At 74.5% G+C, this 23663-nt stretch carries 21 protein-coding genes and 1 pseudogene; 5 read left to right on the forward strand and 17 right to left on the reverse strand.

The window, feature by feature from the left end:
• Nucleotides 1-12: 12 nt before the first annotated feature.
• Complete coding sequence (locus ACZ4XD_RS07630) at nucleotides 13-813, reverse strand: alpha/beta fold hydrolase (RefSeq protein WP_468039183.1); 801 nt, start codon at nucleotides 811-813, stop codon at nucleotides 13-15.
• Between the two features lie 36 nt (nucleotides 814-849).
• Here ACZ4XD_RS07630 and ACZ4XD_RS07635 point away from each other — a divergent pair, with 36 nt between their 5' ends.
• Together ACZ4XD_RS07635 and ACZ4XD_RS07640 are read left to right on the forward strand one after the other, a co-directional pair.
• Entirely contained in the window at nucleotides 850-1470 is a 621-nt protein-coding gene (locus ACZ4XD_RS07635) for a TetR/AcrR family transcriptional regulator (RefSeq protein WP_468039185.1), read from the forward strand.
• Nucleotides 1471-1740: 270 nt separating this feature from the next.
• Nucleotides 1741-1992 (forward strand): hypothetical protein, encoded by a 252-nt coding sequence (locus tag ACZ4XD_RS07640; protein ID WP_042160019.1) that lies wholly within the window; start codon nucleotides 1741-1743, stop codon nucleotides 1990-1992.
• A 42-nt stretch (nucleotides 1993-2034) separates the two neighbouring features.
• Here ACZ4XD_RS07640 and ACZ4XD_RS07645 read toward each other — a convergent pair whose 3' ends face one another.
• The 6 genes from ACZ4XD_RS07645 to ACZ4XD_RS07670 form a co-directional block, all read right to left on the reverse strand.
• The gene (locus ACZ4XD_RS07645; RefSeq protein WP_468039187.1) at nucleotides 2035-3453 is read right to left on the reverse strand and encodes a hypothetical protein; all 1419 of its coding nucleotides are present in this window, start codon (nucleotides 3451-3453) and stop codon (nucleotides 2035-2037) included.
• Nucleotides 3454-3605: 152 nt separating this feature from the next.
• On the reverse strand, nucleotides 3606-4040 hold the full coding sequence (locus ACZ4XD_RS07650; protein ID WP_468039189.1) for a VOC family protein: 435 nt from the start codon (nucleotides 4038-4040) through the stop codon (nucleotides 3606-3608).
• 49 nt (nucleotides 4041-4089) lie between these two features.
• Nucleotides 4090-4836, reverse strand: coding sequence for a class I SAM-dependent methyltransferase (locus ACZ4XD_RS07655; protein ID WP_468039191.1), 747 nt, complete (start codon nucleotides 4834-4836; stop codon nucleotides 4090-4092).
• The gene (locus ACZ4XD_RS07660) at nucleotides 4833-5501 is read right to left on the reverse strand and encodes a TIGR04282 family arsenosugar biosynthesis glycosyltransferase (protein WP_468039193.1); all 669 of its coding nucleotides are present in this window, start codon (nucleotides 5499-5501) and stop codon (nucleotides 4833-4835) included. The genes ACZ4XD_RS07655 and ACZ4XD_RS07660 overlap by 4 nt, the downstream gene beginning before the upstream one ends.
• The gene (locus ACZ4XD_RS07665) at nucleotides 5498-6217 is read right to left on the reverse strand and encodes a glycosyltransferase family 2 protein (RefSeq protein ID WP_468039195.1); all 720 of its coding nucleotides are present in this window, start codon (nucleotides 6215-6217) and stop codon (nucleotides 5498-5500) included. Before ACZ4XD_RS07665 ends, ACZ4XD_RS07660 begins: the two co-directional genes overlap by 4 nt.
• A 79-nt stretch (nucleotides 6218-6296) precedes the next feature.
• A complete protein-coding gene (locus ACZ4XD_RS07670; protein WP_468039197.1) occupies nucleotides 6297-7358 on the reverse strand; it encodes an NAD-dependent epimerase/dehydratase family protein in 1062 nt (353 codons plus the stop codon).
• A gap of 330 nt (nucleotides 7359-7688) precedes the next feature.
• Between ACZ4XD_RS07670 and ACZ4XD_RS07675 the strand changes: the two genes are divergently transcribed.
• On the forward strand, nucleotides 7689-8693 hold the full coding sequence (locus ACZ4XD_RS07675; RefSeq protein WP_468039489.1) for a PP2C family protein-serine/threonine phosphatase: 1005 nt from the start codon (nucleotides 7689-7691) through the stop codon (nucleotides 8691-8693).
• Between the two features lie 7 nt (nucleotides 8694-8700).
• Here ACZ4XD_RS07675 and ACZ4XD_RS07680 read toward each other — a convergent pair whose 3' ends face one another.
• The 7 genes and pseudogenes from ACZ4XD_RS07680 to ACZ4XD_RS07710 all read right to left on the reverse strand — a co-directional run.
• Entirely contained in the window at nucleotides 8701-9888 is a 1188-nt protein-coding gene (locus ACZ4XD_RS07680) for a 4-hydroxybenzoate 3-monooxygenase (protein ID WP_468039200.1), read from the reverse strand.
• The gene (pcaD, locus tag ACZ4XD_RS07685) at nucleotides 9885-10757 is read right to left on the reverse strand and encodes a 3-oxoadipate enol-lactonase (RefSeq protein ID WP_468039202.1); all 873 of its coding nucleotides are present in this window, start codon (nucleotides 10755-10757) and stop codon (nucleotides 9885-9887) included. The genes ACZ4XD_RS07680 and pcaD overlap by 4 nt, the downstream gene beginning before the upstream one ends.
• The gene (gene pcaB, locus ACZ4XD_RS07690; RefSeq protein ID WP_468039491.1) at nucleotides 10754-12202 is read right to left on the reverse strand and encodes a 3-carboxy-cis,cis-muconate cycloisomerase; all 1449 of its coding nucleotides are present in this window, start codon (nucleotides 12200-12202) and stop codon (nucleotides 10754-10756) included. Before pcaB ends, pcaD begins: the two co-directional genes overlap by 4 nt.
• A gap of 55 nt (nucleotides 12203-12257) precedes the next feature.
• Entirely contained in the window at nucleotides 12258-12917 is a 660-nt protein-coding gene (pcaG, locus tag ACZ4XD_RS07695; RefSeq protein ID WP_468039204.1) for a protocatechuate 3,4-dioxygenase subunit alpha, read from the reverse strand.
• Complete coding sequence (gene pcaH / locus ACZ4XD_RS07700) at nucleotides 12917-13732, reverse strand: protocatechuate 3,4-dioxygenase subunit beta (RefSeq protein ID WP_468039206.1); 816 nt, start codon at nucleotides 13730-13732, stop codon at nucleotides 12917-12919. The genes pcaG and pcaH overlap by 1 nt, the downstream gene beginning before the upstream one ends.
• The gene (locus ACZ4XD_RS07705) at nucleotides 13732-14493 is read right to left on the reverse strand and encodes a CoA-transferase subunit beta (protein ID WP_468039493.1); all 762 of its coding nucleotides are present in this window, start codon (nucleotides 14491-14493) and stop codon (nucleotides 13732-13734) included. The genes pcaH and ACZ4XD_RS07705 overlap by 1 nt, the downstream gene beginning before the upstream one ends.
• A 192-nt stretch (nucleotides 14494-14685) precedes the next feature.
• A pseudogene (locus tag ACZ4XD_RS07710) lies at nucleotides 14686-15486 on the reverse strand (CoA transferase subunit A); the annotation flags it as partial.
• 175 nt (nucleotides 15487-15661) lie between these two features.
• Between ACZ4XD_RS07710 and ACZ4XD_RS07715 the strand changes: the two are divergent.
• A complete protein-coding gene (locus ACZ4XD_RS07715; protein ID WP_468039208.1) occupies nucleotides 15662-17365 on the forward strand; it encodes an IclR family transcriptional regulator domain-containing protein in 1704 nt (567 codons plus the stop codon).
• 16 nt (nucleotides 17366-17381) lie between these two features.
• Here the strand turns inward: ACZ4XD_RS07715 and ACZ4XD_RS07720 are convergent, their stop codons facing one another.
• The 3 genes from ACZ4XD_RS07720 to ACZ4XD_RS07730 form a co-directional block, all read right to left on the reverse strand.
• Complete coding sequence (locus ACZ4XD_RS07720; protein WP_468039210.1) at nucleotides 17382-19058, reverse strand: CocE/NonD family hydrolase; 1677 nt, start codon at nucleotides 19056-19058, stop codon at nucleotides 17382-17384.
• Between the two features lie 166 nt (nucleotides 19059-19224).
• Nucleotides 19225-20616, reverse strand: a complete 1392-nt coding sequence (locus ACZ4XD_RS07725; protein WP_468039212.1) for an MFS transporter — start codon at nucleotides 20614-20616, stop codon at nucleotides 19225-19227.
• A 151-nt stretch (nucleotides 20617-20767) separates the two neighbouring features.
• Nucleotides 20768-21847, reverse strand: coding sequence for a YihY/virulence factor BrkB family protein (locus tag ACZ4XD_RS07730; RefSeq protein ID WP_468039214.1), 1080 nt, complete (start codon nucleotides 21845-21847; stop codon nucleotides 20768-20770).
• An 18-nt stretch (nucleotides 21848-21865) separates the two neighbouring features.
• On the opposite strand from ACZ4XD_RS07730, the gene ACZ4XD_RS07735 reads away from it, so the two are divergent.
• Nucleotides 21866-23509 carry an acyl-CoA dehydrogenase family protein gene (locus ACZ4XD_RS07735; RefSeq protein ID WP_468039216.1) on the forward strand — a complete coding sequence of 548 codons (1644 nt, stop codon included), beginning with the start codon at nucleotides 21866-21868 and terminating at the stop codon, nucleotides 23507-23509.
• Nucleotides 23510-23663: the final 154 nt, after the last annotated feature.

A 23663-nucleotide genomic window follows, 5' to 3' on the forward strand; every position in this document is an offset into this window, starting at 1 on the left:
CGGCCGGGTTGCTCATCGGACCATGGCAAGGCCGTTGAGCAGATGGCCGAGCACGGTCGGCGCCTGGATGTGGGCCAAGTGCCCCTGACCGGGAAGTACGTGGACTTCGGCACGGGTGACGCGCTGCCGGACGTCGTCGAACGACGTTCCGTAGGGGGCCGTGCCGTGATTGCACTGGCCGATGATCAGGTCGACACGGTCCGCCCGACGTGCCAACTCGTCCGGTGGCGGCGCCGCGTTGAGCGCGGCGAGCTCGGCGTGCGCCGGTCTGCTCAACCGCTGCAAGTCCGCCCATCCTTGCCGGTCGGCCCGCAGGGACTCGATCCGCGCCGCGTCGAGGCCGGCTATCTCCCGGTTCACGATCTCGACGGTGGTCTCCCAGTCCGCCTTCTCTTCGGCGGCTTTCAGGCCCGGCAGCACGTGACTGCCGAACGGTCGCATCACCGGCTCGTAGGCGATCACCTGGCGCAGCGAGCGGTCGTTGGCGGCCAGCAACGCGATCAAGCCGCCGTAGCTCCAGCCGAAGAGTGCCTGCGGGCCGGCGAACTCGTCGAGGATCAGGCCGAGGTCCTCGACCTCCGTTCGCAGTGAGTAGCCGCCGGTCAGCGGCCCCGAGGGGGCACGGCCCCGGCGGTTGACGACCGCCACCGACGGCCAAGCGGCAATGGCGGTCGCCACGTGACGCCACGCGCGGGCGTCGCTGATCGCGCCCGGGACGACGACGAGGCCCGGGGCATCCGGCTCCCCGTACACATCGACCGTGACCCAACTGCCCCCGCCGACCGGCCACTTCTTCTGAATCGTTTGCTCCATAAAGTGATTATGAAGCAAACGCTCTACAATGCAAGGGTGTCTCAACGCACCCGTGGACGACCACGAGCCTTCGACCGCGACCGCGCGATCCTCGACGCCGCCCGCCTCTTCTGGCGACGCGGCTACTCCGGGACGTCGACCCGCGACCTCACCGCGGCCCTCGGACTCTCGACCTCCAGCCTCTACGCCGCCTTCGGCAGCAAGGCCGGGCTGTTCGAGGAAGCGGTGCGGACCTACGCCGAGCGCTACCGGGAGATCTACCGGCAGGCGGTCGCCGAGAAGGACCTCCGGACCGTCATCGACCACCTCCTCATCGACTCGGTCCACGAGTTCACCCGGCCAAGTGACGCCCACCCGGGCTGCCTTCTCAGCAGTGCCGCGATGACCGACAGCACGAGCACCCTCGACACCAGCGCCTACTACGCCGAACTGCACGGCTGGAACGAGCGGGCCCTCCTCGCACGCATCGAGCGAGCCGTCCAGGACGGGGAACTCGCCGCCGGGACCGACGCGGCGGCCCTGACCGGACTCGTCCAGTCCGTCGTGCACGGATTGTCCGTGCGAGCCAACCTCGGCACGACCCACGAGGACCTGATGGCGACGGCGCGGCTCGCCCACGAGCTGCTCTGCCGGCACCTCACCGCACCCACACCCTGACCCCTGAGCACTGGGTTCCGTCTCTGCTGATCATGACCGGAGAGACGGCCCCGGGGCAGGACGGGTTCCGGCGGCGATGCCGGGCGGCGGGCACCCGCGACCGCCGGGTTCCGGTGCCGGCATCGCACCTGGTCGCGAGCCGTGCGGCGACTTCTGCGCGGCCCGGAAATCTGACCCCGCCATCCCCGTGACCGAGCGCAATAATGGGAGATGCGGCAGGCATCCGGTCCTGGCGGGAGCGCCGTGGCCCGGGGAAAGGGTGTGGTGATCATGGAACGGGACACCGAGACGGTTCACGAGGCGTATGCGTTCGTCTGTCTGCACTGCGGACACGGCTGGGAAGAGGAGTACGAGATCCGGCACACCACGGATCTGGCCGGTCACCGGCGTGCCGACTACTTCACCCGGGGCGTCCGCGTCGCCTCCCCGCTGACCCGTGCCGACTGCCCCTCCTGCAATCGCGGCCCGATCCGGATCCTGCGCCCCGGCCGGGTGAACTCGACCCGCCCCTATCTCGCCTGATTTCCTCCCGACTGATTTCCTCGCCGATGAGCTGACACACCATCACCATCCGGTGTAGAGCAGGTGGTTGAGCAGGAGGGCGAGTATGGCCTGGGCCGTCAGCCATGCCCGCCGGCGGGCCGCGGGCAGCAGGGCGCAGGCGGCCGGCAGCCAGGCGGCGAACGGCAGCCAGATCCGTTCGGTCTCCGCCTTGCTCATCCCGGAGAGGTCGGCGACGAGCAGGGCGAGCAGCGCGGCCAGTACGAGGACGACCAGCCGGCCGGCGGGGTCCCGCGGCGGACCGGCGGACGGGCGAAGGCCGCGTACGGCGGCGGGCGCGGCCGCGAGCGCGCGGCGCAGCGCGGCCACCGTCGCGGGCCCGATGATCAGGACGGTGCAGGCGAGGTTGCCCCACACCCAGTACGCGTACGGGCGGACCGCGGCGGCGCCCTGGTAGTAGCGCTCGACCAGGAGGAGGTACCCCTCCCACCAGGAGAAACCGGCCAGGGTGAAGGCCACGGCGACGGCCGCCGCCCCGGCCGCCATGAGGGGCAGTGGGCGCACGGTCCGGGCGAGCACCAGCACCGCGGCGGCGATCAGCGCGATCAGGGTGAGCCCGTAGGAGAGATAGCAGGTCAGGCCGAAGAGGAGCCCGGAGGCCAGGGCGGCGGCGGCCGGAAGGGGGGCGCCTCGCAGCGGGAGCCGGGGGAGCGTGCGGTGGGTGGCGGCGAAGGCGAGCAGCGCCAGCGACCAGGCGGCGACGGCCGCGAAATAGCCGTCCGCCGAGGTGCCCACCCAGACCGCCGACGGGACCAGGACGAGGAACGGGGCGGCCCGGCGGGCGACCGGCTCACCGGCGAGCGCCCGCACCGCGATCAGCACCGCGGCCACGGCGGACGTGCCGACGGTCAGACACCAGAGGCCGGCCCAGCCGCCCCCGCCCAGCCCGATGCGGTCCAGACCGACGAAGGTGAGCACGGCGGCCGGCGGATGCCCGGCGACATGGGCGGGCCAGTGGTCCGGCGCGTTGTTGAGGATGTGGTGGGTGAAGTCGCGCAGCGCCGGCCCGAGGTCGTCGAAGCGGTCGATGACGGTCAGGTACTCGTAGGCGGTGGTGAGCCGCCCGGCTATCCCCGTCCGCCAGCCGTCGATCATCGCCAGCGCCCCGGTCCAGGCCAGGGCACCCGCCCAGCCCAGGACGACGAGACGCCGCCAGGGCAACCGGGCGGCGAGCGGCGGCCCGTGGACGATCACGAGGACGGCGATCACGACCGCGGCGGGGGTGCCCGGCCCCAGATGCGGGGACCACGAGGCGTACAGCGGGGGCCAGTTGACGTGCAGGCTGCCGTTGGCGCGCTCGATGACGGTACCGACGACGGCAGCGGCCACCACGAGCAGCGCGCCGGCCGCGGCCGCCACCGGATCGAGGCGGCGCGCGGCGCGTTCTTCCGAGGTCACACGGGGGGTCTCACAGGAGGTCACGCCCGCACGCTAGGCGCCTGGGGGCGGCAACGGGCGGGCGGCGGCGGGGACGTCATCGATCCGTCAGATGTGGCGGACGGGGCCCCGTCGTGCGGTCTCCGGCTCCGCCTCAGCGAACGGGGGTGTCCCGTCGTGCGGGGTCCGGCTCCGCCTCAGTCGAGACAGAACTCGTTGCCCTCGATGTCCTGCATCGCGATACAGGACTCGTTGACGCCATCGGCAGGCAGCACCTGCACGCATACCGCGCCGAGCGCGACCAGTCGTGCGCGCTCGGCCTCCAGGGCGGCGAGGCGCTCTTCCCCCACGAGCCCGGTACCGGCCCGCACGTCGAGATGGACCCGGTTCTTGACGACCTTGCCTTCGGGAACGCGCTGGAAGAACAGTCGCGGGCCCACACCTGAGGGGTCGACGCAGGCAAACGCCGAGCCCTGCTGCTCAGGCGGCAGCGAGCGGTCGAAGTCGTCCCACGTGGCGAACCCCTCCGGCGGCGGCGGTACGACGTACCCCAGCACCTGGCACCAGAAGCGGGCGACCCGCTCGGGTTCTGCGCAGTCGAAGGTGACTTGGAACTGCTTGATCGACGTCATCGGCACACCATAGCGACGTGTGCCGTTCACCGGGGCCTGGGATGTCTTCTCACCACGCGGGACGGGCTCTCGCGACGCCACCGCCGCGCCGCAGCGCCACGAAGCAACGCCCGCTGTCCGGGGGCTGGTCGGCCGGGTGCGGTGCGGTCCACTGTTCGGTGGGGGTCCAGGCGGTGGCGGAGGCGTAGCGGAGGAGGGCGGGGGTGCCGACGCGGGCCCAGGGGAAGGGGGCGTCCAGGGGGTGGTGGGTGCGGGAGCCGCTCTCGACCCGGACCTGGACTCGTTCGTCGATGTCTGCCGGGGTGGTCTCCACGATGAGCAGTCCGTGCGGGGCGAGGAGTTCGGCGGTGCGGGTGAGGAGGGCGGCTGGGTCGCCGCCGATGCCGATGTTGCCGTCGAGGAGCAGGGCGGTGTCCCATGTCCCCTCTCCCGGGAGGGTGTCGAAGACCGAGCGGTGCAGTGCGCGGCCGCCGAGGGAGGTGGTGCGGGCCACCGCGGCCGCGCTGACGTCGATGCCGAGGGCCCGCCGGCCCTGCGCGGCGAGCGCGGCGACCAGCCGGCCGGGGCCGCAGCCGATGTCGAGGACGCGGCCGTCGCAGCGGCGCAGCGCCGACAGATCCGCGGCGTCCGCTGCCGCGCACCAGCGTTCGACCTCCAGGGGCAGCAGCCAGCCGTCACTGCGGCGCAGAAAGAGCGGGCCGCGGCCGCTGCGCAGCGCGTCGGCGTACGGGTCCGCGCCCCAGGAGACGGTGTCGCGCCGGTCGGGGTGGGTCGTGGGCGGCACAGTGGTGCTCATCGTGTGGTGACCGGGGTGAGCCGGGCCAGGGTGGCGGCGAAGCGGCCGGCGGGTGCGGCGGAGGCGACGTGGTGCGCATCGTCCGCGGTGTCGACATCGCGCAGCGGCGGCAGAGCCCGTACCCGGAGCCCGGCTGCGGTCAGCCGGGCGCGCTGGGCGGCGCCGGTGCGGTCGGTGGACATGGGGATGCCGCGCAGCAGCCGGGGGTCGGGGGTGGCCAGGCCGAGCGCCCAGAAGCCGCCGTCCTCGGCCGGCCCGAACCAGGCGTCGCAGCCGTCCCAGGCACCGGACTCCAGTGCCGGGGCGAGGAGTTGCGGGGTGACCTGCGGGGTGTCCATGCCGAGGAGCAGGGTCGGGCCGGTGCTGCCGGCGAAGGCCGCGGCGAGCCGCTCGTCGAGGCCGCCGGGGCACTGCGGCCGGACGTCGAAGCCGGCCGGCAGCCAGCTACCGGGGCGGCCGTCGAGGACGAGCACCCGCCGCCGGGCGGGCATGGCGCGGACGGCCCGGAGGGTGTCGGACAGCGCGGCCTCGGCCAACTGAGCGGCCTCGTCCGGGGTGTAGGGCGGGGTGAGCCGGGTCTTGACCCGGCCGGGGACCGGCTCCTTGGCGATGACCAGGAGCGTGGTGGGACCGGTCGGCGCCGGAGCGGCTGCGGGAAAGGTCATCGGGCCGTCTCCTCCGCCCCGGGTGCGAGCGGCGGCTGCCGGAGGACGGCGCGCATATCCCGCACCGCGTGCCAGGTGCCGCGCCAGGTGCCGGTGACCTTCGAGCGGCCGGTGCGCGGCCGGTAGGGCACCTCGCGCTCCTCGACGCGCCAGCCGGCGTCGGCGGCCCGGACGACCATCTGGAGGGGGTAGCCGCTGCGGCGGTCGGTGAGGCCGAGGCCGAGCAGCGCGGTGCGCCGGGCGGCGCGCAGCGGGCCGAGGTCGTGCAGGCGCAGTCCGGTGCGGCGGCGCAGCATCCGGGCCAGCACGAGGTTGCCGGCCCGTGCGTGCGGCGGCCAGGCGCCACGGCCCCGGGGCCGGCGGCGGCCCAGCACCAGATCGCTGGTGCCGTCCCGGACCGCGTCGGCGAAGGGGGTGAGGAGGGCGGGGTCGAGGGAGGCGTCGCAGTCGCAGAAGCAGACGATGTCCGCGTCGGCGGCGAGCAGTCCGGCGTGGCAGGCGGCGCCGAAGCCGCGGCGCGGCTCGTGCACCACGGTGGCGCCCAGACCGCGGGCCACCTCGGCGGAGCCGTCGGTGGAGCCGTTGTCGACCACGATCGCCCGCCAGCCGGCCGGGATGCGGGCCAGCACCCAGGGCAGCGCGGCGGCTTCGTCGAGACAGGGCAGTACGACGTCCACCGGGGCGGGCCGGGGGGCGGCGGGTGGGAAGTGGGTCACGCGTTCACCTGCGATCAGAGGCGGGCAAGGGGAGTTGAGGGGTGTGCGGGCACGGGCGGCGGCCGGGAGGGCGTGCGGGTCATCCCGCCGGGGACGCCCGCATGCCCTCCCGGGCGAACTCCGCCATCCCCGCCGCGAATCCGGTGGCCGCACGCCAGCCGAGGTCCTCGGCGATCCGCTGCGAGGACGCGGTGATGTGCCGTACGTCGCCGAGCCGGTACTCCCCCGTCACCACGGGCGCCGGGCCACCGCACGCCTCGGCCAGGGTCCGCGCCATCTCGCCGACGGTGTGCGGCACTCCGCTGCCCGTGTTGTAGACGGTCAGGGCGCCCGCGGGCCGGTCCGGCAGGGCTTCCAGCGCCACGGCGTTGGCCGCCGCGACATCCCGCACATGGACGAAGTCCCGCCGCTGGCCGCCGTCCTCGTAGACCGTCGGCGACTGACCGCGGGCCAGCGCCGAGCGGAAGAACGAGGCGACCCCGGCGTACGGGGTGTCGCGCGGCATCCCGGGCCCGTAGACGTTGTGGTAGCGCAGCGCGACGGCCCGGCCGCCGGTGGCGCGTGCCCAGGAAGCGGCCAGATGTTCCTGGGTGAGCTTGGTGGCCGCGTAGACGTTGCGCGGGTCGGTGGGGGCGTCCTCGCCGACCGCGCCGGGCCGCAACTCCGCGCCGCAGTGCGGACAGCGGGGTTCGAACCGCCCGGCGGCCAGCTCGGCCACGGCCCGCGGACCGGGCCGCACCACCCCATGGCGGGCACAGGTGTAGCGCCCCTCCCCGTAGACCACCATCGACCCGGCGAGGACCAGCTGCCGCACCCCGGCCGCGGCCATCGCGGCCAGCAGCACCGCCGTGCCCAGGTCGTTGCAGCCCACGTAGTCGGGCGCATCGGCGAAGTCCTTGCCGAGGCCCACCATCGCCGCCTGGTGACAGACCGCGTGGACGCCCCGCAGGGCCGCGTCGACGGCCGTACGGTCCCGTAGGTCGGCGACGATGCGCCGTTCCCCCGGGCGCCGGGGCGGGGGTTCGGGGTGCGCCGAGGGCAGCAGCGCATCGAGGACGACGGGTTCGTGCCCGCGCGCCAGGAGCGCCTCGACGACCTGCGATCCGATGAATCCGGCGCCGCCGGTGACCAGTACACGCATGCCGGTGACGCTAGGCGCGACAGCGCTTTCCGGCCCGTGTCCGGGACGTCGTGTCATGGGTCCGTAAGATCCGCGACCCGTCCGGCGGGGGCGCTTGCCGGCCGTGCCGGGCCACTGCGATTCGGTAACAGCACGCATTCGAGGTATTTCGGTACGGCATATGTTGCCTATGCTCAGGCCGGGGGCCGGGGGCCGCTTTCGGACATTCCGGCGGCCGACGGCCCTCTTGCCCGATCACTTCATCTGAGACCGCCGGAGAACACCTTGGCCGTGGAGAAGGGGGAGCAGCGGACCGGCTCCCGTGCGCTGGCCGTGCTCCCGTACGCGGTCATGACCGTGGTCACCACGGTCGATCTCACCGCGGGCCCGGGGGTCGGCTTTCTGCCCCTGGTGTCGCTGGGCCCGGCGTTCGCGGGGTTGGTCGGCGGCTGGCGGCGGACGGCGGTGGCCGGCCTGACGGCGTTCGTGCTCTGCCTCGGTCTGGGTGTCCACAGCGGGCTGTTCGAGAGCCGGCGCGGTCTGACCGCCCTGCTGTCGGTGGCCGGGGTGACCGCGGCCGGGGTGGCCGCCGCGGTGATGCGGCAGCGGCGGGAGGCCGAACTGGCCAGCGTCCGCTCCATCGCCGAGGTCGCCCAGCGGGTGCTGCTGCGCCCGGTGCCGCGGGGCGCGGGCCCGCTGCGGATCGCGGTGTCGTACACCTCGGCGGTGGCCGAGGCCCGGATAGGCGGTGATCTGTACGAGGTGGTGACCTCGCCCGCCGGGGTGCGGATCATCGTCGGCGATGTGCAGGGCAAGGGCCTGGAGGCCGTGGAGAGCGCGGCGGTGGTGCTGGGGGCGTTCCGGGAGGCGGCGCATGACGAACCGGATCTGCCGGCCGTCGGCGAGCGCGTCGAACGGGCGCTGAACCGCCATCTGTCCGGCGAACGGTTCGTCACGGCGGTGCTCGCCGAGATCGGTGACGGTCCGCGGGCCACCCTGCTGAACTTCGGCCATCCGGCGCCGCTGGTCGTCCGCCCCGACGGCACCGTCGGCTTCGCGTCCCCGCCCGACCGCGCCCTGCCGCTCGGTCTCACCCTGCACGGCGCCGCCGCCCCGGCCCCCTACGAGGTGCCGTTCACCCCCGGCGACCAGCTGCTCTTCTACACCGACGGGGTCACCGAGGCCCGCGACGCGGCGGACCGTTTCTACCCCCTCGACGAACGCGCCGCGCTGCTCAAGGACCCCGACCCGGAGGCCGCGCTGCGCTCGGTGCGTGAGGACCTGGTCGAGCATGTCGAGGGGCCGCTGCACGATGACGCGGCGATGCTGCTGGTCCGCTACCGGCAGAGCCGGTGAACCGGCCTCAGGCCAGCGGCGGTCCCGTGTAGTTCTCGGCCAGCTCCGCGGCGGCGTGCGGCGAACCCGCGATCCGGTCGAGCTGGGACAGCTGGAGCCGGGTGTCGAACGGGCTCTGGTCCGGGGCGGTGTGCAGGGTCGTCGTCATGAAGGCCGAGAAGTGTTCGGCGCGCCAGACCCGGCGCAGACAGGTGTCGGAGTAGGCGTCGAGCAGTTCCGTGGAGCCGGTGCGGTGCAACCGGTCGAGGGCGCGGGCCAGGACGGTGACATCGGCGACGGCCAGGTTGAGGCCCTTGGCTCCGGTGGGCGGCACGATGTGCGCCGCGTCGCCGGCCAGCAGGACCCGCCCGTACCGCATCGGTTCGGTGACCGAACTCCGCATCGGCAGGACGGCCTTGGCGCTGAGCGGTCCGCGCGCCAGCTTCCACGGGCCGTCGATCGCGCCGCGGGCCTCCAGTTCGTCCCAGATGCGGTCGTCGGGCCAGTCGGCGGGATCGGTCCCGTTGGGGACCTGGAGGTAGAGCCGGCTGAGGGTCGGTGTACGCATGCTGAACAGGGCGAAGCCGCGTGCGGAGTGGGCGTAGATCAACTCGTCGTGGGAGGGCGGGACCTCGGCGAGCACCCCGAGCCAGGAGTAGGGGTAGCCGCGGGTGTACGTACGGCGGACGCCCTCCGGTACGGCCTCCCGGGCGACACCGTGGAAACCGTCGCAGCCCACGACGTAGTCGCAGGTCAGGGTCTGTTCGCGGCCCTGGTGGCGGTAGCGGACGGCGGGCCGGCCGGTGTCCGCGCCCGTCACCGCGAGCGCCCGCGCTCCGAACAGCAGCGGTGGCCCGTCCGCGAGGTGGAGGGCGATCAGGTCCTTCACCACTTCCGTCTGGGCGTAGACCATGACCCGGCGGCCGCCGGTCAGCGCGGGGAAGTCGAGGCGGTGGGCGCGCCGGTTCCAGCGCAGTTCGATGCCGTCGTGGACCAGGCCCTCCCGGTCCATCCGCTCCCCCGCCCCGCAGGCGCGCAGCACGTCCACGGTGCCCTGTTCCAGGATGCCCGCGCGCTGGCGCCGTTCGACATAGGAGCGGTCGCGGCTCTCCAGGACGACGCAGTCGATGCCGGAGCGGTGCAGCAGCCGCGCGAGCAGCAGCCCGGCCGGGCCGCCGCCGATGATGCCGACCGTGGTGTGACGGGGGTGGGTCACTGCGCCGTTCCTTCCGCGGGGTGGGGTGCGGGTGCGCCGGGGCCGGGGGCCGCGGCCGGGGAGCCGTGGTGCGGGGGTGCCGCGAGGTGGCCGAGGAGGGCGTCCCGCACCGGGGCGGGGCGTTCCACGTTGGCGAGATGGGCGGCGCCGGACAGTTCCAGCAGGCGGGCGCCCGTGATGCCGTCGGCGAGTTCGCGGCCGTGGGCGGGCGGGGTGGCGGGGTCGTCGCGGCCCGCGACGACGAGCGTGGGGGCGGTGATCCGGCCCAGACCGGCGCGCAGATCGTAGGCGGCGAGGGCGTCGCAGCAGGCCGCGTAGCCGGCGGGCGTCACCGACCGGCGCACCGCCTCGACCAGCGACCGGGCCTGTGGGGTGCCGGCGAAGGCCGGGGTGAACCAGCGGCTCGCGGCGGCGTCGGCGATGGGGCCGAGCCCCGTTTCCCGTACCAGCGCGGCCCGTTCGTGCCAGCCCGCCGGCTCGCCGAACCGTGCGGAGGAGCAGAGCAGGGCGAGCGAGCTGATCCGCTCGGGGTGGTGGGCGGCGAGCCAGGCCCCGACGGCGCCGCCGAGCGAGATCCCGGCGTAGGCGAACCGGTCGATACCGAGGGCGTCGGCGAGGCCGAGCACCAGCCGGGCCAGGCCGGGGACGGTGGTGGTGGGGGCGGACCCGGCGCCCAGTACCCCGGCGGGCGTGCCGCCGTGGCCGGGCAGGTCCCAGCGGATGACGCGGTGATGCCGTGCCAGGGAGAGGAGTTGGGGGTCCCAGACGGCGAGCGAGGTGCCGAGCGAGGGGCCCAGGAGGAGCGGCGGGGCGTCTTCGGGACCGTCCGCGGTGTGGTGCGGGAGCGGGGTGGCGGGCGGGTGGGTCATGCGGACTCCTGAGGGTGGTGCTCGGTGCGTTCCAGTGCACGGTCCACCAGGGCGCCGGCGGAGCCCAGGTAGCCGGTGGGGTCGAGGAGTTGACGCAGCCGCGACGGGGACAGCACCGGGGCCTCGCGCGCGGTGGCCGGGCCGCCGGGCGGGGCCGACCGGTCTTCGTCACGGGCCGTGGGCGGGGCCTCGTGCAGCACCTCGTCCAGCGCCGCCGCCAGCGCGATGCCCCGCTCCGCGGTGCGCCGGGCCGCCGTGTCCAGGAGGCGGCGGGCCTCGGCGCGGCCGGTCAGCGCGGTGAGGGCGGCGACCAGACGTTCGGATACGACCAGACCGCCGGTCGCGTCGAGGTTCTGCCGCATCCGGTGCGGGTGGACGCGCAGCTCCGCGGTGAGTACGGCGGCGTCCCGGGCCGCGCCGCCGGTCAGCCGCAGGGCGTCCCGCAGCGGCTGCCATTCGGCGTGCCAGGCGCCGGCCGGGCGTTCGTCCTCGGCGGCCAGCGAGCCGTACAGCACCGCCGCGAGCCCCGGGACCTGCCGGGCGGCGGACGCGATGAGCGTGGCACGCACCGGGTTGGTCTTGTGCGGCATGGCGGAGGAGCCGCCGCCGCTGCCCTCGGTGAGTTCACCGAGCTCCGTGCGGGAGAGGGTGAGGACATCGGCGGCCGCCTTGCCGAGGGCGCCCGCGGTGAAGGCCAGCGCTCCGGCGAGATCCGCGACCGGGGTGCGCAGGGTGTGCCAGGGCAGGGCCGGTGCGGCGAGTCCGGTCTCGGCGGCGTAGCGGGCCAGGAGCCGGCTGCCCAGGTCGGGAGGGGGTGACGCGCCGTCGGCCACCGCGTAAGCATGGAAGGCCGCGAGGGTGCCGGCCGCGCCGCCCAGTTGCACCGGCAGCGTGGCCCGTACGGACGCCAGCCGGTCATGGGCGTCGAGCACCAGGCCGCGCCAGCCCGCGGCCTTGAGGCCGAAGGTGGTCGGCACCGCGTGCTGGGTGAGGGTGCGGCCCGCCATGGGGGTGTCGCGGTGCTCGGCGGCGGTACGGCGCAGCGCGGCGGCGGTGCGGGTGAGGTCCGGCAGCACGGTGTCCAGGGCGCGGGCGCAGACCAGCATCGTGGCGGTGTCCAGGATGTCCTGGCTGGTGGCGCCCCGGTGGACGTAGGCGGCGGCCTCGGGGTCGCGGGCGGCGACGGCGGCGGTCAGGTCGGCGACGAGCGGGACCACGGGGTTGCCCACGGCACGGGCGCGCAGGGCGAGGGCACGGGGGTCGTAGCGGTGGGTCTCGGCGGCCGCGGCGGTGACGGCGGCGGCCGCCGCCTCCGGGGCGAGTCCCAGGGCGGCCTGGGCACGGGTCAGCGCGGCCTCGGCGTCGAGCAGGGCCCGCAGATATCCGGCGTCACCGGTGGCGGCGGCCACGGCGGAGCCGGCCCAGGACGGCGCCAGCAGACCCAAGTCGGCTGCCTCGTCCGCCGGTTGGGCCGCCGGGCCCGGTGCGCCGCACGGCAGGTCATCGGTAGGCAAGGAAGACCGTCTCCTCGTGGGTGCCGTCCGCCGACCGCTGGAGCCGGATGTCGAAGCGGTACCGGCCGGGGCCGTCGGGGCGGGCGAGCAGGGTGTCCGCGCGCTGCGCGGGAAGCCGCGCGAGCAGTGGGTCGGCGGGCCGGTCCGCCGGGTGCCCGGGGAAGTAGACGCGGGTGAACAGGTGGTGGAGCAGGCCGCGGGCGAAGAGGCACACGGCGAGGTAGGGGGCGGCGTCCGGGCGCCCGGCGGGGGCGGTGGCCGGACGGGTGTGGACGGCATAGCGCCCGTCGGCGTCGGTGGGGACCCGGCCGAAGCCGGTGAAGTCCACCCCGTTGCGGCCGAGGACCGCGCCGGTGGCCGGGTCCCGGCGCAGCGAACCGGGCGCGCCCGTACGGCCGCCGTCCGGGCCCGCCTGCCAGAACTCCAGCAGCGCGTCCGGCACCGGGGCGCCCGCCCCGTCCCGTACGCAGCCGTGCACGGTGACCGTGCCGGGGTGGCCGACCGGGGCGATCTGCCCGCCACCGGGGAACGGCAGGGCGTAGCCGTAGAAGGGGCCGATGGTCTGGGCGGGGGTCGGGGCGAGCGGCCCGGCGGGGGCACCCGCCGGGGCGCCGGACCGGTCGTGGCGGGGGGTGGCGCGGGGCATCAGCGGCCCTCCTCGATCCAGGTGGCGGACGGGCCGTCCAGGACCACGTCCCAGCGGTAGCCCAAGGACCTTTCGGGGACGGTCAGTTCGTGATCGTAGGTGGCCACCAGGCGGGCGCGGGCGGTGGGGTCGGTGACCGAGGCGAGGATCGGGTCGTAGGGGAAGAGCGGATCGCCGGGGAAGTACATCTGGGTGATCAGCCGCTGGGTGAAGGCCGATCCGAAGAGCGAGAAGTGGATATGGGCCGGGCGCCAGGCGTTGTGGTGGTTGCGCCAGGGGTAGGCGCCGGGCTTGACGGTGGTGAACGCGTACCGGCCCGTGTCATCGGTCAGACAGCGGCCGACTCCGGTGAAGTGCGGGTCGAGCGGGGCCGGATGCTGATCCCGCCGGTGGGCGTACCGGCCGGCGGCGTTGGCCTGCCAGATCTCGACGAGCTGGCCGCGTACGGGGCGGCCGGTGCGGTCCAGGACGCGGCCGGTGACGGTGATGCGTTCGCCGAGCGGTTCGCCGGTGTGCTGCCGGGTGAGGTCGGCGTCCAGGTCGGTGACGTCCGTGACGCCGAAGACGGGGCCGCCGAGCTCCACGGCCTCCGGGTCGGCGAGGTGGTCGATCTCCACCGGCGGGCGGCGGGGGTGGCGGGCGGTGCTGCTGCGGTAGGGGGCGAAGTCCCGGGCGGGGTGGTCCGGGGCCGGTGCGCCCGCCGCCCGGTCCCGTTCGGCGGCGGTGTGCCGGGCGGCGATCTCCCGGCTGATCTCGGCCTGGGTGGGGAGCGGCGGGGCGGCGGGCGCCGGTGGGGGCGGGGGTGCGGTGGGCATCAGGCGTCCTTCCGGGAGGGGCGGGGCGGTGCGTCCGCGGCTGCCGCCTTCAGGGCCCGCAGGGCGGCGAGTTCGGCGGTGGTGGGCGGGGCGGTGACACCGATCGTGTCGGCCTCCCTGAGGTCCCATCCGGTGGCCGCCCGGACTTGATCGACCGTCACTCCCGGATGCAGCTCGGTGAGGACGAGTTCCGCGGTGTCCGGGTCGGGACGCAGTACGCCGAGGTCGGTGATGACCGCCGTCGGACCGGCGCCGGGCAGTCCGAGCGCCGCCCGGTCGCCGGGGCCGGCGCCGTGGCCGAGGGTGGTGACGAAGTCCAGCGCCCCGACGAAGTTGCGGCGGCGGTGCCGCAGAACCATCAGCACCTGCCCGCAGTTGGCGGCGATTTCGGGGGCGCCGCCCGCACCGGGCAGCCGCCCCTCGGGCCGGCCGGGGCCCCGGTCGACGACGGTGGTGTTGATATTGGCGAACCGGTCGACCTGTGCGGCACCGAGGAATCCGACGTCGATCCGGCCGCCCTGTAGCCAGTAGTTGAACATCTCCGGCACCGACACCACCGAGTCCGCGGTGTCGGCCAGCTCGCCGTCCCCGATGGACAGTGGCAGCCGGGTCGGCTTGGAGCCGAGGGTGCCGGACTCGTAGACCAGCACCAGGTCCGGATTGGCGGTACGGCGGGCGAGGTTGGCGGCCGTACTGGGCAGCCCGATCCCGACGAAGCAGGACCGCGCCCCCGCGAGCGCACGGGCGGCGTTGACCTCCATCAGCTCGTCAGGGGTGCAGTCGGGGACGGTCTCGGGGGCGGAGCCGGGGGTGGTCTCGGGGGTGGTCTCGGGGACGTGCTCCGGAGTGGCGGCCGGAACGGCGTCGGCGCTCCCGCCCCCGGCACCGTCAGCGCCCCCGGCCCCGCTCGCAACCCCGTCCCCCGCGGCCGCTCCCCGTCCCCCGTCCCCCTCCCCCCGCACACACTCCGCCAGCCACCGCCCGAACGCCGCCCGGTCCCGTGAAATGCCGTCCCACTCCCGGTAGTAGGCGTTGTCCCGGACCGAATAGCCGGCCGCGTACGAGGGATGGGCGCCGCCGGGGACGAGCGCGACCGCGTCGACGACCCAGGTGGGCAGGACGACGGAGCCGGGGCGCGGCTCCAGGGTGTCGACGATCTCCTCGACGGTCACCAGGACCCGCCGGGCGGCGAGGGCCGCCTCCTTCTGTACCCCGGTCAGGCCCCACAGCTGGACGTTGCCGGCCCGGTCGGCCTGCTGCGCGTGGATGACCGTGACATCCGGGTTGAGGGCGGCGACGGCGGCCAGTTCCTCACCGGTGAACGGGCAGACGACGGTGGAGACCGTGGGCGTACGGGCCGGGATGTCGCTGCCGCGGTAGCCGCGCAGCACCGCGAACGGGAGCCGGGCCGCGCCCGCGGCGTAGCGGTTGGCCATCCCGGCGTGACTGTGCTCGTCGATCTCCAGCGGGGCGGGCCAGCCGTGCTCGACCGCGTCCCGGAAGCGGTGCAGCGAACCGACGCCGGGGTTGCCGCCCCAGGAGAAGACCAGCTTCCGGGCCGCGCCCGCGCCGATCAGCTGGTCGTAGACGACATCGGGGGTCATCCGGGCGAGCGTGAGGCCCTTGATGCCCTGCCGGATGATCTCGTGCGCGGCGGCGAACGGGATGAGGTGGGTGAACCCCTCCAGCGCCACGGTGTCGCCGTCATGGATCAGCTCCGCGACGGCCTCGTGCAGGGAACGGATGTCGGCCATGTCCTCACCCTCGGGTCATCCCGGGGCCGGGCCCCAAGGACCGCCCCGCAGCAGGTTGTTCGCACAGTGAACTTAAGTTCATAATTGCACCGTCCTGAGTTTGGCCCCGGCCCCCGGCCCTGTCAACGGTGCGCCGGGTACGGTTCCGACGAGATCGACGCACCAGGGAGAGGCCATGACCCACCCCGCCGCCACCGCCCCGTCAGCCCCGCCGCCACCGGAGGCGGTGGGGCCGCTGATGCGCAGCCTGGCCGTGCTGCGGGAGCTGGCGACCGGCGGCGGCCGGCGGTCCGTCGGCGATCTGGTGCGCGACACCGGCCTCGCCCGCTCGACCGTGGACCGGGTGCTGAGCACCCTCACCCGGCTCGGCTACGTACGGACCGAGGGCCGGGACGCGGTGCTCGCACCGCGCCTGCTGGAACTGGGCAACGCCTACCTCGCCGCCTCCGAACTCCCCGACCGGCTCGGCCCGCTCGCCGACCGGCTGGCCGATGAGCTGGACGAGTCGGTGTCGCTGGCGGTGCCGGACGGTGACGGGGTGCGCTTCGTCCACCAGGCGACCCGCCGCCGCGCCATGTCGCTGGCCTTCCGCATCGGCGATCTGCTGCCCGCCGAACGGGGCGCGCCGGGCGCGCTGTTCGCGGACCGGTGGGACGAGGAGGACTGGCAGCGGTGGCGGGCGCGCCGGGCGGCCGACCCGGCGGACGCGGGCTTCCCGGCCGTCCCGCCGCGGCCCGCCGGGGACGAGGCGGCCGGTGCCGCCACGGCCGCGGACTTCGTGGCGCGGGTGGCCGCCGCACGGACCGCCGGCTGGTCCCTGGACGACCAGCTCATCGAGCCGGGGCTGGTGGCCGTGGCCGTGCCCGTCCGGGACGCCGAGGGCCGCCCGGTCTGTGCGCTCAGCGTCGTCAGCCACACCAGCCGGCTGAGCGCGGACGCGCTGCCCGACGCGGTGCTCCCCCGTCTGCGCGAGACGGTCTCCGCCATGGAGGACGCGCTACGGGCACCCCGGAACGGCCCGGCCGCCGACGCCGCCCCCGAGACCCGCCCCGGCCCGTCCCACGCCACCTGGATGCGCGCGTCCAAGCAGGAACTGGGCCCCGAATTCGTCGAATCGATGGCCCGCGGGCTGATCACCCTCACCGCCTTCGGCACCGGCCGCGCGGCGCTCCCGCTCACCGCCGTCGCGGAGGCCACCGGCCTGGCCCGCGCCACCGCCCGCCGGGCCCTGATCACCCTGGAACACCTCGGCTACCTCACCACCGACGGAAAACTCTTCCGCCCCACGCCGAAGGTGCTGGAGCTGGGCTTCGCCCACCTCTCCGGCCTCACCCTGCCCGACCTCGCCCTCCCCCATCTCGCCTCGCTGGTCGAGCGGGTGCACGACTCCGCCTCGATGGCGGTCCTCTCCGGCGAGGACATCCAGTACGTCGCACGGGTCCCCACCGTGCGCATCATGAGCGTCAACATCACGCTGGGCACCCGTTTTCCGGCGTATGCGACCTCCATGGGCCGTGTGCTGCTCGCCGGCCTGCCCCCGGCCGAGCGCTCCGCACGGCTGGCCCGCCTGCGCCCGGAGCCACTCACCCCCCACACCGTGACCGACCCCGAACGCCTCGGCGCGCTCCTGGAAGAGGCCCACTCGGCGGGCTACGCCCTGGTCGACGAGGAGCTCGAAGAGGGCCTGCGCTCCCTCGCCGTCCCCGTCCACGACCGCACCGGCCGGGTGGTCGCCGCCGTCAATGTCTCCACCCACGCGGCCCGCAGCTCCCCCGCCGAGGCCCGTGAGGCCCTGCTGCCCGCCCTGCGCACCGCCGCCGCCGGCATCGAGGCCGATCTGTGGGTGGCGGGGCGGTACGCGCGGATTCCGGTGCGGTGACCGCCCCGGCCCGCCCCTACGGGGCCCCCTGAGGCAGCGTCAGTGCCGATCCCGAGTGCACCGCGATCTGGACCGGCTGGAGGTGGGTGGCCTCGACGGACGTCTCCCCCGTGCCGGGGCTGCGGGCGTAGCGCGGATGGGCGCCGCCGCTGATCTGGAGGCGTATCCGGTGACCGGCGGCGAAGCGGTGGGCGGTGGAGCTCATCGGCACGGTGATCTCCGAGGGGGTTTCCCCGCTCGTCCGCACCCGCATCAGCCCGTCACAGACATTGGTGGACCGGCCCCGGGCGTCCACGTCGCAGAGGCGGGCGAAGACCTCGGCGTGGCCGGTGTCGGTGGCGATCCGCAGTCGTGCGGACACCGGTCCGAGGACATCGACGGGCTCGGTCAACGGCGGGCCCGTGAAGGTCAGCACGTCCTCCCGCGCTTCCAGGGTGGTGTTGTCACAGGTGCCGGCGGCGCGGGACACCGACGGCCCGCCCACGGACGGGGTGGGATCGGCCGGGTCGTAGCGGAAGGACGCCAACGCGCCCTCTTCCACCGGGGTCTGCCGACTGAGCGTTCCGTTCGCCGCGGGAAACCAGGCGGTGGTGGCAGGGGCCGGCGGCCAGTCGTCGAGGTCCCGCCAGGCGTCCTCGCCGCCGACGTGGACCCGTACGGGAGTGGGGCGCAGTCCGGCGGGGTCGCCACACAGGTGCGCACGCAGCCAGGCGAGGCTCTCGGCGAAGACTTCGGGCCAGCCCTGCTGCATCGCGGAGGTGTGCGTCCAGGGGCCGACGAGCAGGGCGGACTCACCTCCGGCCCCCCGCAGCCGGGCGAACTGCTGGAAGGTCTGGTCGGCCAGCCCGTCGTGCCACCCGGTGATCAGACAGGTGGGCACGCTCAGCCGTTCCGCCGCCTCCGCCACGGACGCCCCGTCCCAGTGCGGATCGTCGGCGTCCGGATGGGCCATCGCCCCGTCCAGCCACGGCACTTCGCCGAGGGCGGACTCATACGCCCCGCGCAGTGGCCGCGCGCCGGTGATCTGGCGCATCCGGCGCTGGAGGCGCAGCGTCGCCCGCAGCAAGGGCAGCATCCCCTGGTGCTGGTAGGTCACGCCGAGGCCGACGGCGAGTGCGGTTTCCAGGAGGAACCCACCGCCCGCGTGGAAGAGGGCATGGGGGTCGTGCAGTCCGACCTGGACCACCATCGCCTTGAGCTCCGGCGGCGGGTCCAGGGCGAGCGCCCACTGGACATAGCCCAGGTAGCTGGGGCCGATCGTGCCGAGGGTTCCGGTGAACCAGGGCTGCTGCCGCAGCCAGGCCACGGTGGCCTGCCCGTCGCCGGCCTCGTTGCGCCACAGGTCGAACCGGCCGCCCGACCCGGCGGTGCCGCGACAGCTCTGGAGGACCACATGGAAGCCCTGTTCGGCGAAGAGCACACCGAACAGGGGTGACCACGGCACGCCCCTGCCGTAGGGCGAGCGGACGAGCAGGGTGGGGAAGTCGCCCTTCGTACGGGGGAAGTAGTGGTCCGTGCGCAGCAGGCTGCCGTCCGCGGCCGGTACCTCAAGGCCCGGCTCCCAGCCGACCTCGTGCTGTTTGGCCGGGAGTCCGCGCCAGGTCGCCCGCATCAACCGCGAGGACAGCGGCGGCTTCCCGGACGGCGCGGCCCAGTGGGACCTCGGTACGACGTCATGCGTGTGTGGCGTCATGTCTTCCCCTCACCTATTCCCGTACGTTGCACGAGAATAGTCGACGCGCCGCCGCTCCGCACAACTCCGGGTGGCGGGAGGGGAGATGAGGAGGCCGGTACGCCGCCCGCGGAGCATCGGCGTACCGGCCCGCGGAGGCGGCCCGGAGGCGGCGCCTCCCCTCCGTTCACCGCTCCATGCCGGCCACCTCCGGCGCCGGTGCGGTCACCGGCGGGCGGCCGAGGCGCCGGGCCAGCGGCACCGAGCCGATGGCGAGCGCGCCCAGCAGACCGGCCAACGCGAAGACCCTGAAGCCGAATTGGCTGTTGGCGGTCGCGGCGAGGACGCCGCCGAGCCAGGGGCCGACGACCGCGCCGGTGCGGCCGATGCCGGTGACCCAGCCGAGGCCGGTGGCGCGTTCGGCGGGCGGATAGACGCGGTGGGTCGCCGCGTACACCATCACCTGCGCGCTGAAGAGCCAGACACCGGTGACGGCGACGACCACGTACGTGGCGCCGAGCGGCAGCCGCGCCCCGAGGAGCAGTGCGCCGGCGGCGGTCAGCAGGAACCAGAGGGCGGAGACCCTGACCGGGCCGTAGCGGTCGCCGAGGCGGCCCGCGATCAGCAGGCCGGCGATGCCGCCCGCGTTGATGATGAGCAGGAAGCTGACCGAGGACGTGAGGCCGTACCCGGAGGCGCGCATCATCTGCGGCAGCCAGGTGCTGACGCCGTAGACCAGGAGAAGGCCGCAGAACGAGGCGAGCCACAGCAGCGGGGTGGCCAGGCGGACGCCGGGGCGGAAGAGGGCGAGGACCGAGGCGAGGCGGCCCTTGGCGCCCTGGGCCGGCGCGTCGGCGAGGACCGGAGGTGCCATGCCGTAGCGGCCGGCGACCGCCGCGGCCTCGGCGGTACGGCCCTTGGCGAGCAGCACACCGGGCGACTCCGGCAGCAGGCGCAGCAGCAACGGGGCGGCGACGAAGGCGGGCAGGGCGCCGACCCAGAACACCCAGCGCCAGCCCTGCGTGGGGGCGAGCGTCAGCCCCAGGACCGTCGCGCACATGGCGCCCGCGTGGTACGAGGTCATCAGCAGGCCGGTGGCGAGGGCGGCCCGGCCGCGCGGCGCGAACTCCATCACCATCGACAGGCAGATGGGCATCAGGCCGCCGAGCCCCAGACCCGCGAGGAAGCGTCCGGCGCCGAACAGGCCGGGCGAGCCGGCGACCGCGCACACCGCCGAACCGGCGGAGAACACCAGCACCCCGGCGACGACGACGGGGCGGCGGCCGAGCCAGTCGGTGAGGGTGCCGGTGCCGAGCGCGCCGATCAGCATGCCGAGGGTGACCCAGCTGCCGATCGTGCCCGCCACCGCGGGGGTGAGGCCGAATCCGGGGTCGTCGAGCATATGCGGCATGACGGCGCCGTAGATGCTGACGTCCATCCCGTCGAAGAAGACGGCGAGCCAGCACAGCGCCAGGACGGGCGCGACGGAGCGGAAGGTGTGGCCGGGGGCGGCGGAGGGCGGAAGACCGGTGGGGGGCATGCCGATGGGAGACATGGGGACCTCGGATTCACGGATCACGGTGCGATACCAGCAGGAAGTTCGCCTGGTGAACTTTCGTTCGCCGAACGGTCGGCAAGGATCATCTGCCCGGGTTCCGTGAGTGTCAATGGCTCGCGCACGGCTTCCCGCGCCGCACCGCGGCCGTATGCGCCGGACGAGTGGCGCCGGGTCAGCCGTCGCGGCCGTCGCCCCTGCCCTCGTCACCCCTGCGCTCGTCGCCGTCCCCGCGGCCGCCCCCGCCGCCCGCCCCCGCACCGTCCGCATCGCCGGTGTCCGCCGTCGCCCCGGTCTTCGCGGACGTCCGGCGGGCGATCTCCTCGCGCGCCGCGGCCGTGGCGACCGACGGCCACACCCGGTCGAGCGAGGCATTCATCGCGGCCCCCACCAGCACCGCGAAAGCGGACACCCCGATCCACAGCAGTACGGCGACCGGCGCGGCCAAGGAACCGTAGATCGTGGGCCCCTCGACCGTCGAGGTGAGGTAGAGCCGCAGCAGAAAGCTGCCGAGCAGCCACATGCCGAGCGCGACCACCGCGCCGGGAATGTCCTCCGGCCAGGGCGAACGGACCGGTACGGAGGCGTGGTAGAGGGTGGTGAGGAAGGCGACCGACAGCAGCAGCACGACCGGCCAGTACAGCGCCCGGATGACATGCTCGCTGGCCGGCAGCCAGCTCACCACGGTGTCCGGGCCGGCCACCATCAGCGGCAGCGCGACGGCGCCGACCAGCAGCGCGGCGAGGTAGAGCACGAACGCCAGCAGCCGGGTCTTCACGATGCCGCGCCGCCCGTCGAGCCCGTACATGATGGTGATGGTGTCGACGAAGACGTTCATCGCCCGGGAGCCGGACCACAGGGCGATGGCGAAGCCGAAGGAGATGACGTCCGGGCGGCGGCCGGTGAAGACATCGTTGAGCAGCGGCCGGGCGATCTCGTTCACGCCCTTGTCGGACAGCACGGTGCCGGCGCCTTCGAGGATGCGCTGCCGGACATGGTCGATGGTGTCGTGGCCGATCCAGGCGTCCGTATAGCCGAGCACCCCCAGGAGCCCGAGGATCAGCGGCGGCAACGACAGCAGACTCCAGAACGCGGCCTCCGCGGCCAGACCGGTGACCCGGTACTTCATGCAGGAGTTGACGGTGTCCTTGAGCAGGAGCCAGGCCAGCCGGCGCTTGGAAACGTTGCGGTACAGCGCGCGGGCCTTGGTCAGACGGCCCGCGGGCCGCTCGGTTGGTTCGTTTGCGGGCTGCACCTCCTTACCGTATCCGGCATGGCAGCCACCACTCACACGGTCACGAACCAGCCCCCGCCGCTGGTCGGCTACGACGTCTTCGCGAACGACCCGGCCCTCACCGAGGGCATCACCCGCTACATCGCCGCCGAGCGGCTCGACGAGGTACGCGAGGACCTGGGCACGCTGGGCAAGGCGGCCGGCTCCGCGCACGCCCAGCACTGGGCCGAACAGGCCGACCGGCACCCACCGGTGCTGCGCACCCATGACCGCTTCGGCCACCGCATCGACGAGGTGGAGTTCCACCCGGCCTGGCACCGGCTGCTCGGCCACGCCATCACCTCCGGTCTGACCGGCGCCTGGTCCCGGCCGGACGGCCACGTCCGCCGCACCGCCGGCTTCATCGTGTGGACGCAGGCCGAGGCGGGGCACGGCTGCCCGGTGTCGATGACCCATGCGGCGGTACCCGCGCTGCGCGCCGAGCCGGAGCTGGCGGCCGAATGGGAGCCGCTGCTGACCTCCCCGGTATACGAGCAGGAGCTGCGTCCGGTCGCCGAGAAGGGCGGCGCGCTGGCCGGAATGGCCATGACGGAGAAGCAGGGCGGCAGCGACGTACGGGCCAACACCACCCGCGCCGAGCCGCTGGCCGCATCCGGCGAGTACGTACTGACCGGACACAAGTGGTTCTGTTCGGCGCCGATGTCGGACGCCTTCCTGGTGCTGGCCCAGGCCCCCGGAGGGCTCACCTGCTTTCTGCTGCCGCGGGTGCTGCCGGACGGCACCCGTAACGCCTTCCGCATCCAGCGGCTCAAGGACAAGCTCGGCAACCGTTCGAACGCCTCGGCGGAGGTCGAGTTCGACGGGCGGAGCTGGGCGCGCCGGGTCGGCGAGGAGGGGCGCGGGGTGGCGACGATCATCGAGATGGTCGCGGCGACCCGGCTGGACTGTGTCAGCGCGTCCGCTGCGGTGATGCGGCAGGCGGTGACACAGGCCGTTCACCACAGCGCCCACCGCGAGGCGTTCGGCGGCCGGCTGATCGACAAGCCGCTGATGCGCAATGTGCTGGCCGATCTGGCGCTGGAGTCGGAGGCGGCGACCACGCTCGCGCTGCGGCTGGCGGCCGCGTACGACGGCGGCACCGAACGGGACCGGAACTTTCTGCGGCTGGCGGTCCCCGCGGCGAAGTACTGGGTGACCAAGCGGTGCACGCCGATGGTGGCGGAGGCGCTGGAGTGCCTGGGCGGCAACGGCTACGTCGAGGAGTCGGGGCTGCCGCGGCTGCTGCGGGAGGCGCCGCTCAACTCGATCTGGGAGGGCGCCGGCAATGTCCAGGCACTGGACGTCCTGCGGGCCCTGCGGCGCGAACCCGAGGCGCTGAACGCGTTCCTGACCGAGGTCGGGGCGGCGCGCGGTGCGGACCACCGGCTGGACCGGGCGATCAAGGGGATGCTCACCGAACTCGCCGACCTGGAGGGCATCGAGGCACGGGCCCGGCGGCTGGTGGAGCGGATGGCACTGGTGCTCCAGGGTTCCCTGCTGGTGCGCCACGCACCGTCCGAGGTCGCGGACGCGTTCTGCGCCTCCCGGCTCGGCGGCGACGCGGGCGCCGCGTTCGGCACGCTGCCGCACACCCTGGATCTCGCGCCGGTGGTGGAGCGGGCCCGGCCGGTGATCGACTGCTGAGCCCCACCGGGCCGGCCGGTGGCTGCCGAGCCCCCGCCCGGCCCGGCCGGTTCAGCGACGCGGCGGCGGCTCCCCGTCGTCTCCGGGCCGTCGGCCGCACGGAACGACGGGGACAGGGGGTTACCGCCGCCGCGCCGGTCAGGGAGCGGTGCCG

The sequence above is a fragment of the Streptomyces sp. NPDC029466 genome, assembly GCF_055574515.1.

Bases quoted from the DNA above. Each gene is read 5' to 3' on its own strand.
- ACZ4XD_RS07660 (WP_468039193.1), bottom strand. From the start codon at position 5,501: ATGACCTTTCCCGCAGCCGCTCCGGCGCCGACCGGTCCCACCACGCTC.
- ACZ4XD_RS07715 (WP_468039208.1), top strand. From the start codon at position 15,662: ATGACCCACCCCGCCGCCACCGCCCCGTCAGCCCCGCCGCCACCGGAG.
- ACZ4XD_RS07705 (WP_468039493.1), bottom strand. From the start codon at position 14,493: ATGGAGGTCAACGCCGCCCGTGCGCTCGCGGGGGCGCGGTCCTGCTTC.
- pcaG (WP_468039204.1), bottom strand. From the start codon at position 12,917: ATGCCCCGCGCCACCCCCCGCCACGACCGGTCCGGCGCCCCGGCGGGT.
- pcaD (WP_468039202.1), bottom strand. From the start codon at position 10,757: ATGACCCACCCGCCCGCCACCCCGCTCCCGCACCACACCGCGGACGGT.
- ACZ4XD_RS07650 (WP_468039189.1), bottom strand. From the start codon at position 4,040: ATGACGTCGATCAAGCAGTTCCAAGTCACCTTCGACTGCGCAGAACCC.
- ACZ4XD_RS07640 (WP_042160019.1), top strand. From the start codon at position 1,741: ATGGAACGGGACACCGAGACGGTTCACGAGGCGTATGCGTTCGTCTGT.
- ACZ4XD_RS07720 (WP_468039210.1), bottom strand. From the start codon at position 19,058: ATGACGCCACACACGCATGACGTCGTACCGAGGTCCCACTGGGCCGCG.
- ACZ4XD_RS07655 (WP_468039191.1), bottom strand. From the start codon at position 4,836: ATGAGCACCACTGTGCCGCCCACGACCCACCCCGACCGGCGCGACACC.
- ACZ4XD_RS07630 (WP_468039183.1), bottom strand. From the start codon at position 813: ATGGAGCAAACGATTCAGAAGAAGTGGCCGGTCGGCGGGGGCAGTTGG.
- pcaH (WP_468039206.1), bottom strand. From the start codon at position 13,732: ATGCCCACCGCACCCCCGCCCCCACCGGCGCCCGCCGCCCCGCCGCTC.
- ACZ4XD_RS07675 (WP_468039489.1), top strand. From the start codon at position 7,689: ATGACCGTGGTCACCACGGTCGATCTCACCGCGGGCCCGGGGGTCGGC.
- ACZ4XD_RS07670 (WP_468039197.1), bottom strand. From the start codon at position 7,358: ATGCGTGTACTGGTCACCGGCGGCGCCGGATTCATCGGATCGCAGGTC.
- ACZ4XD_RS07735 (WP_468039216.1), top strand. From the start codon at position 21,866: ATGGCAGCCACCACTCACACGGTCACGAACCAGCCCCCGCCGCTGGTC.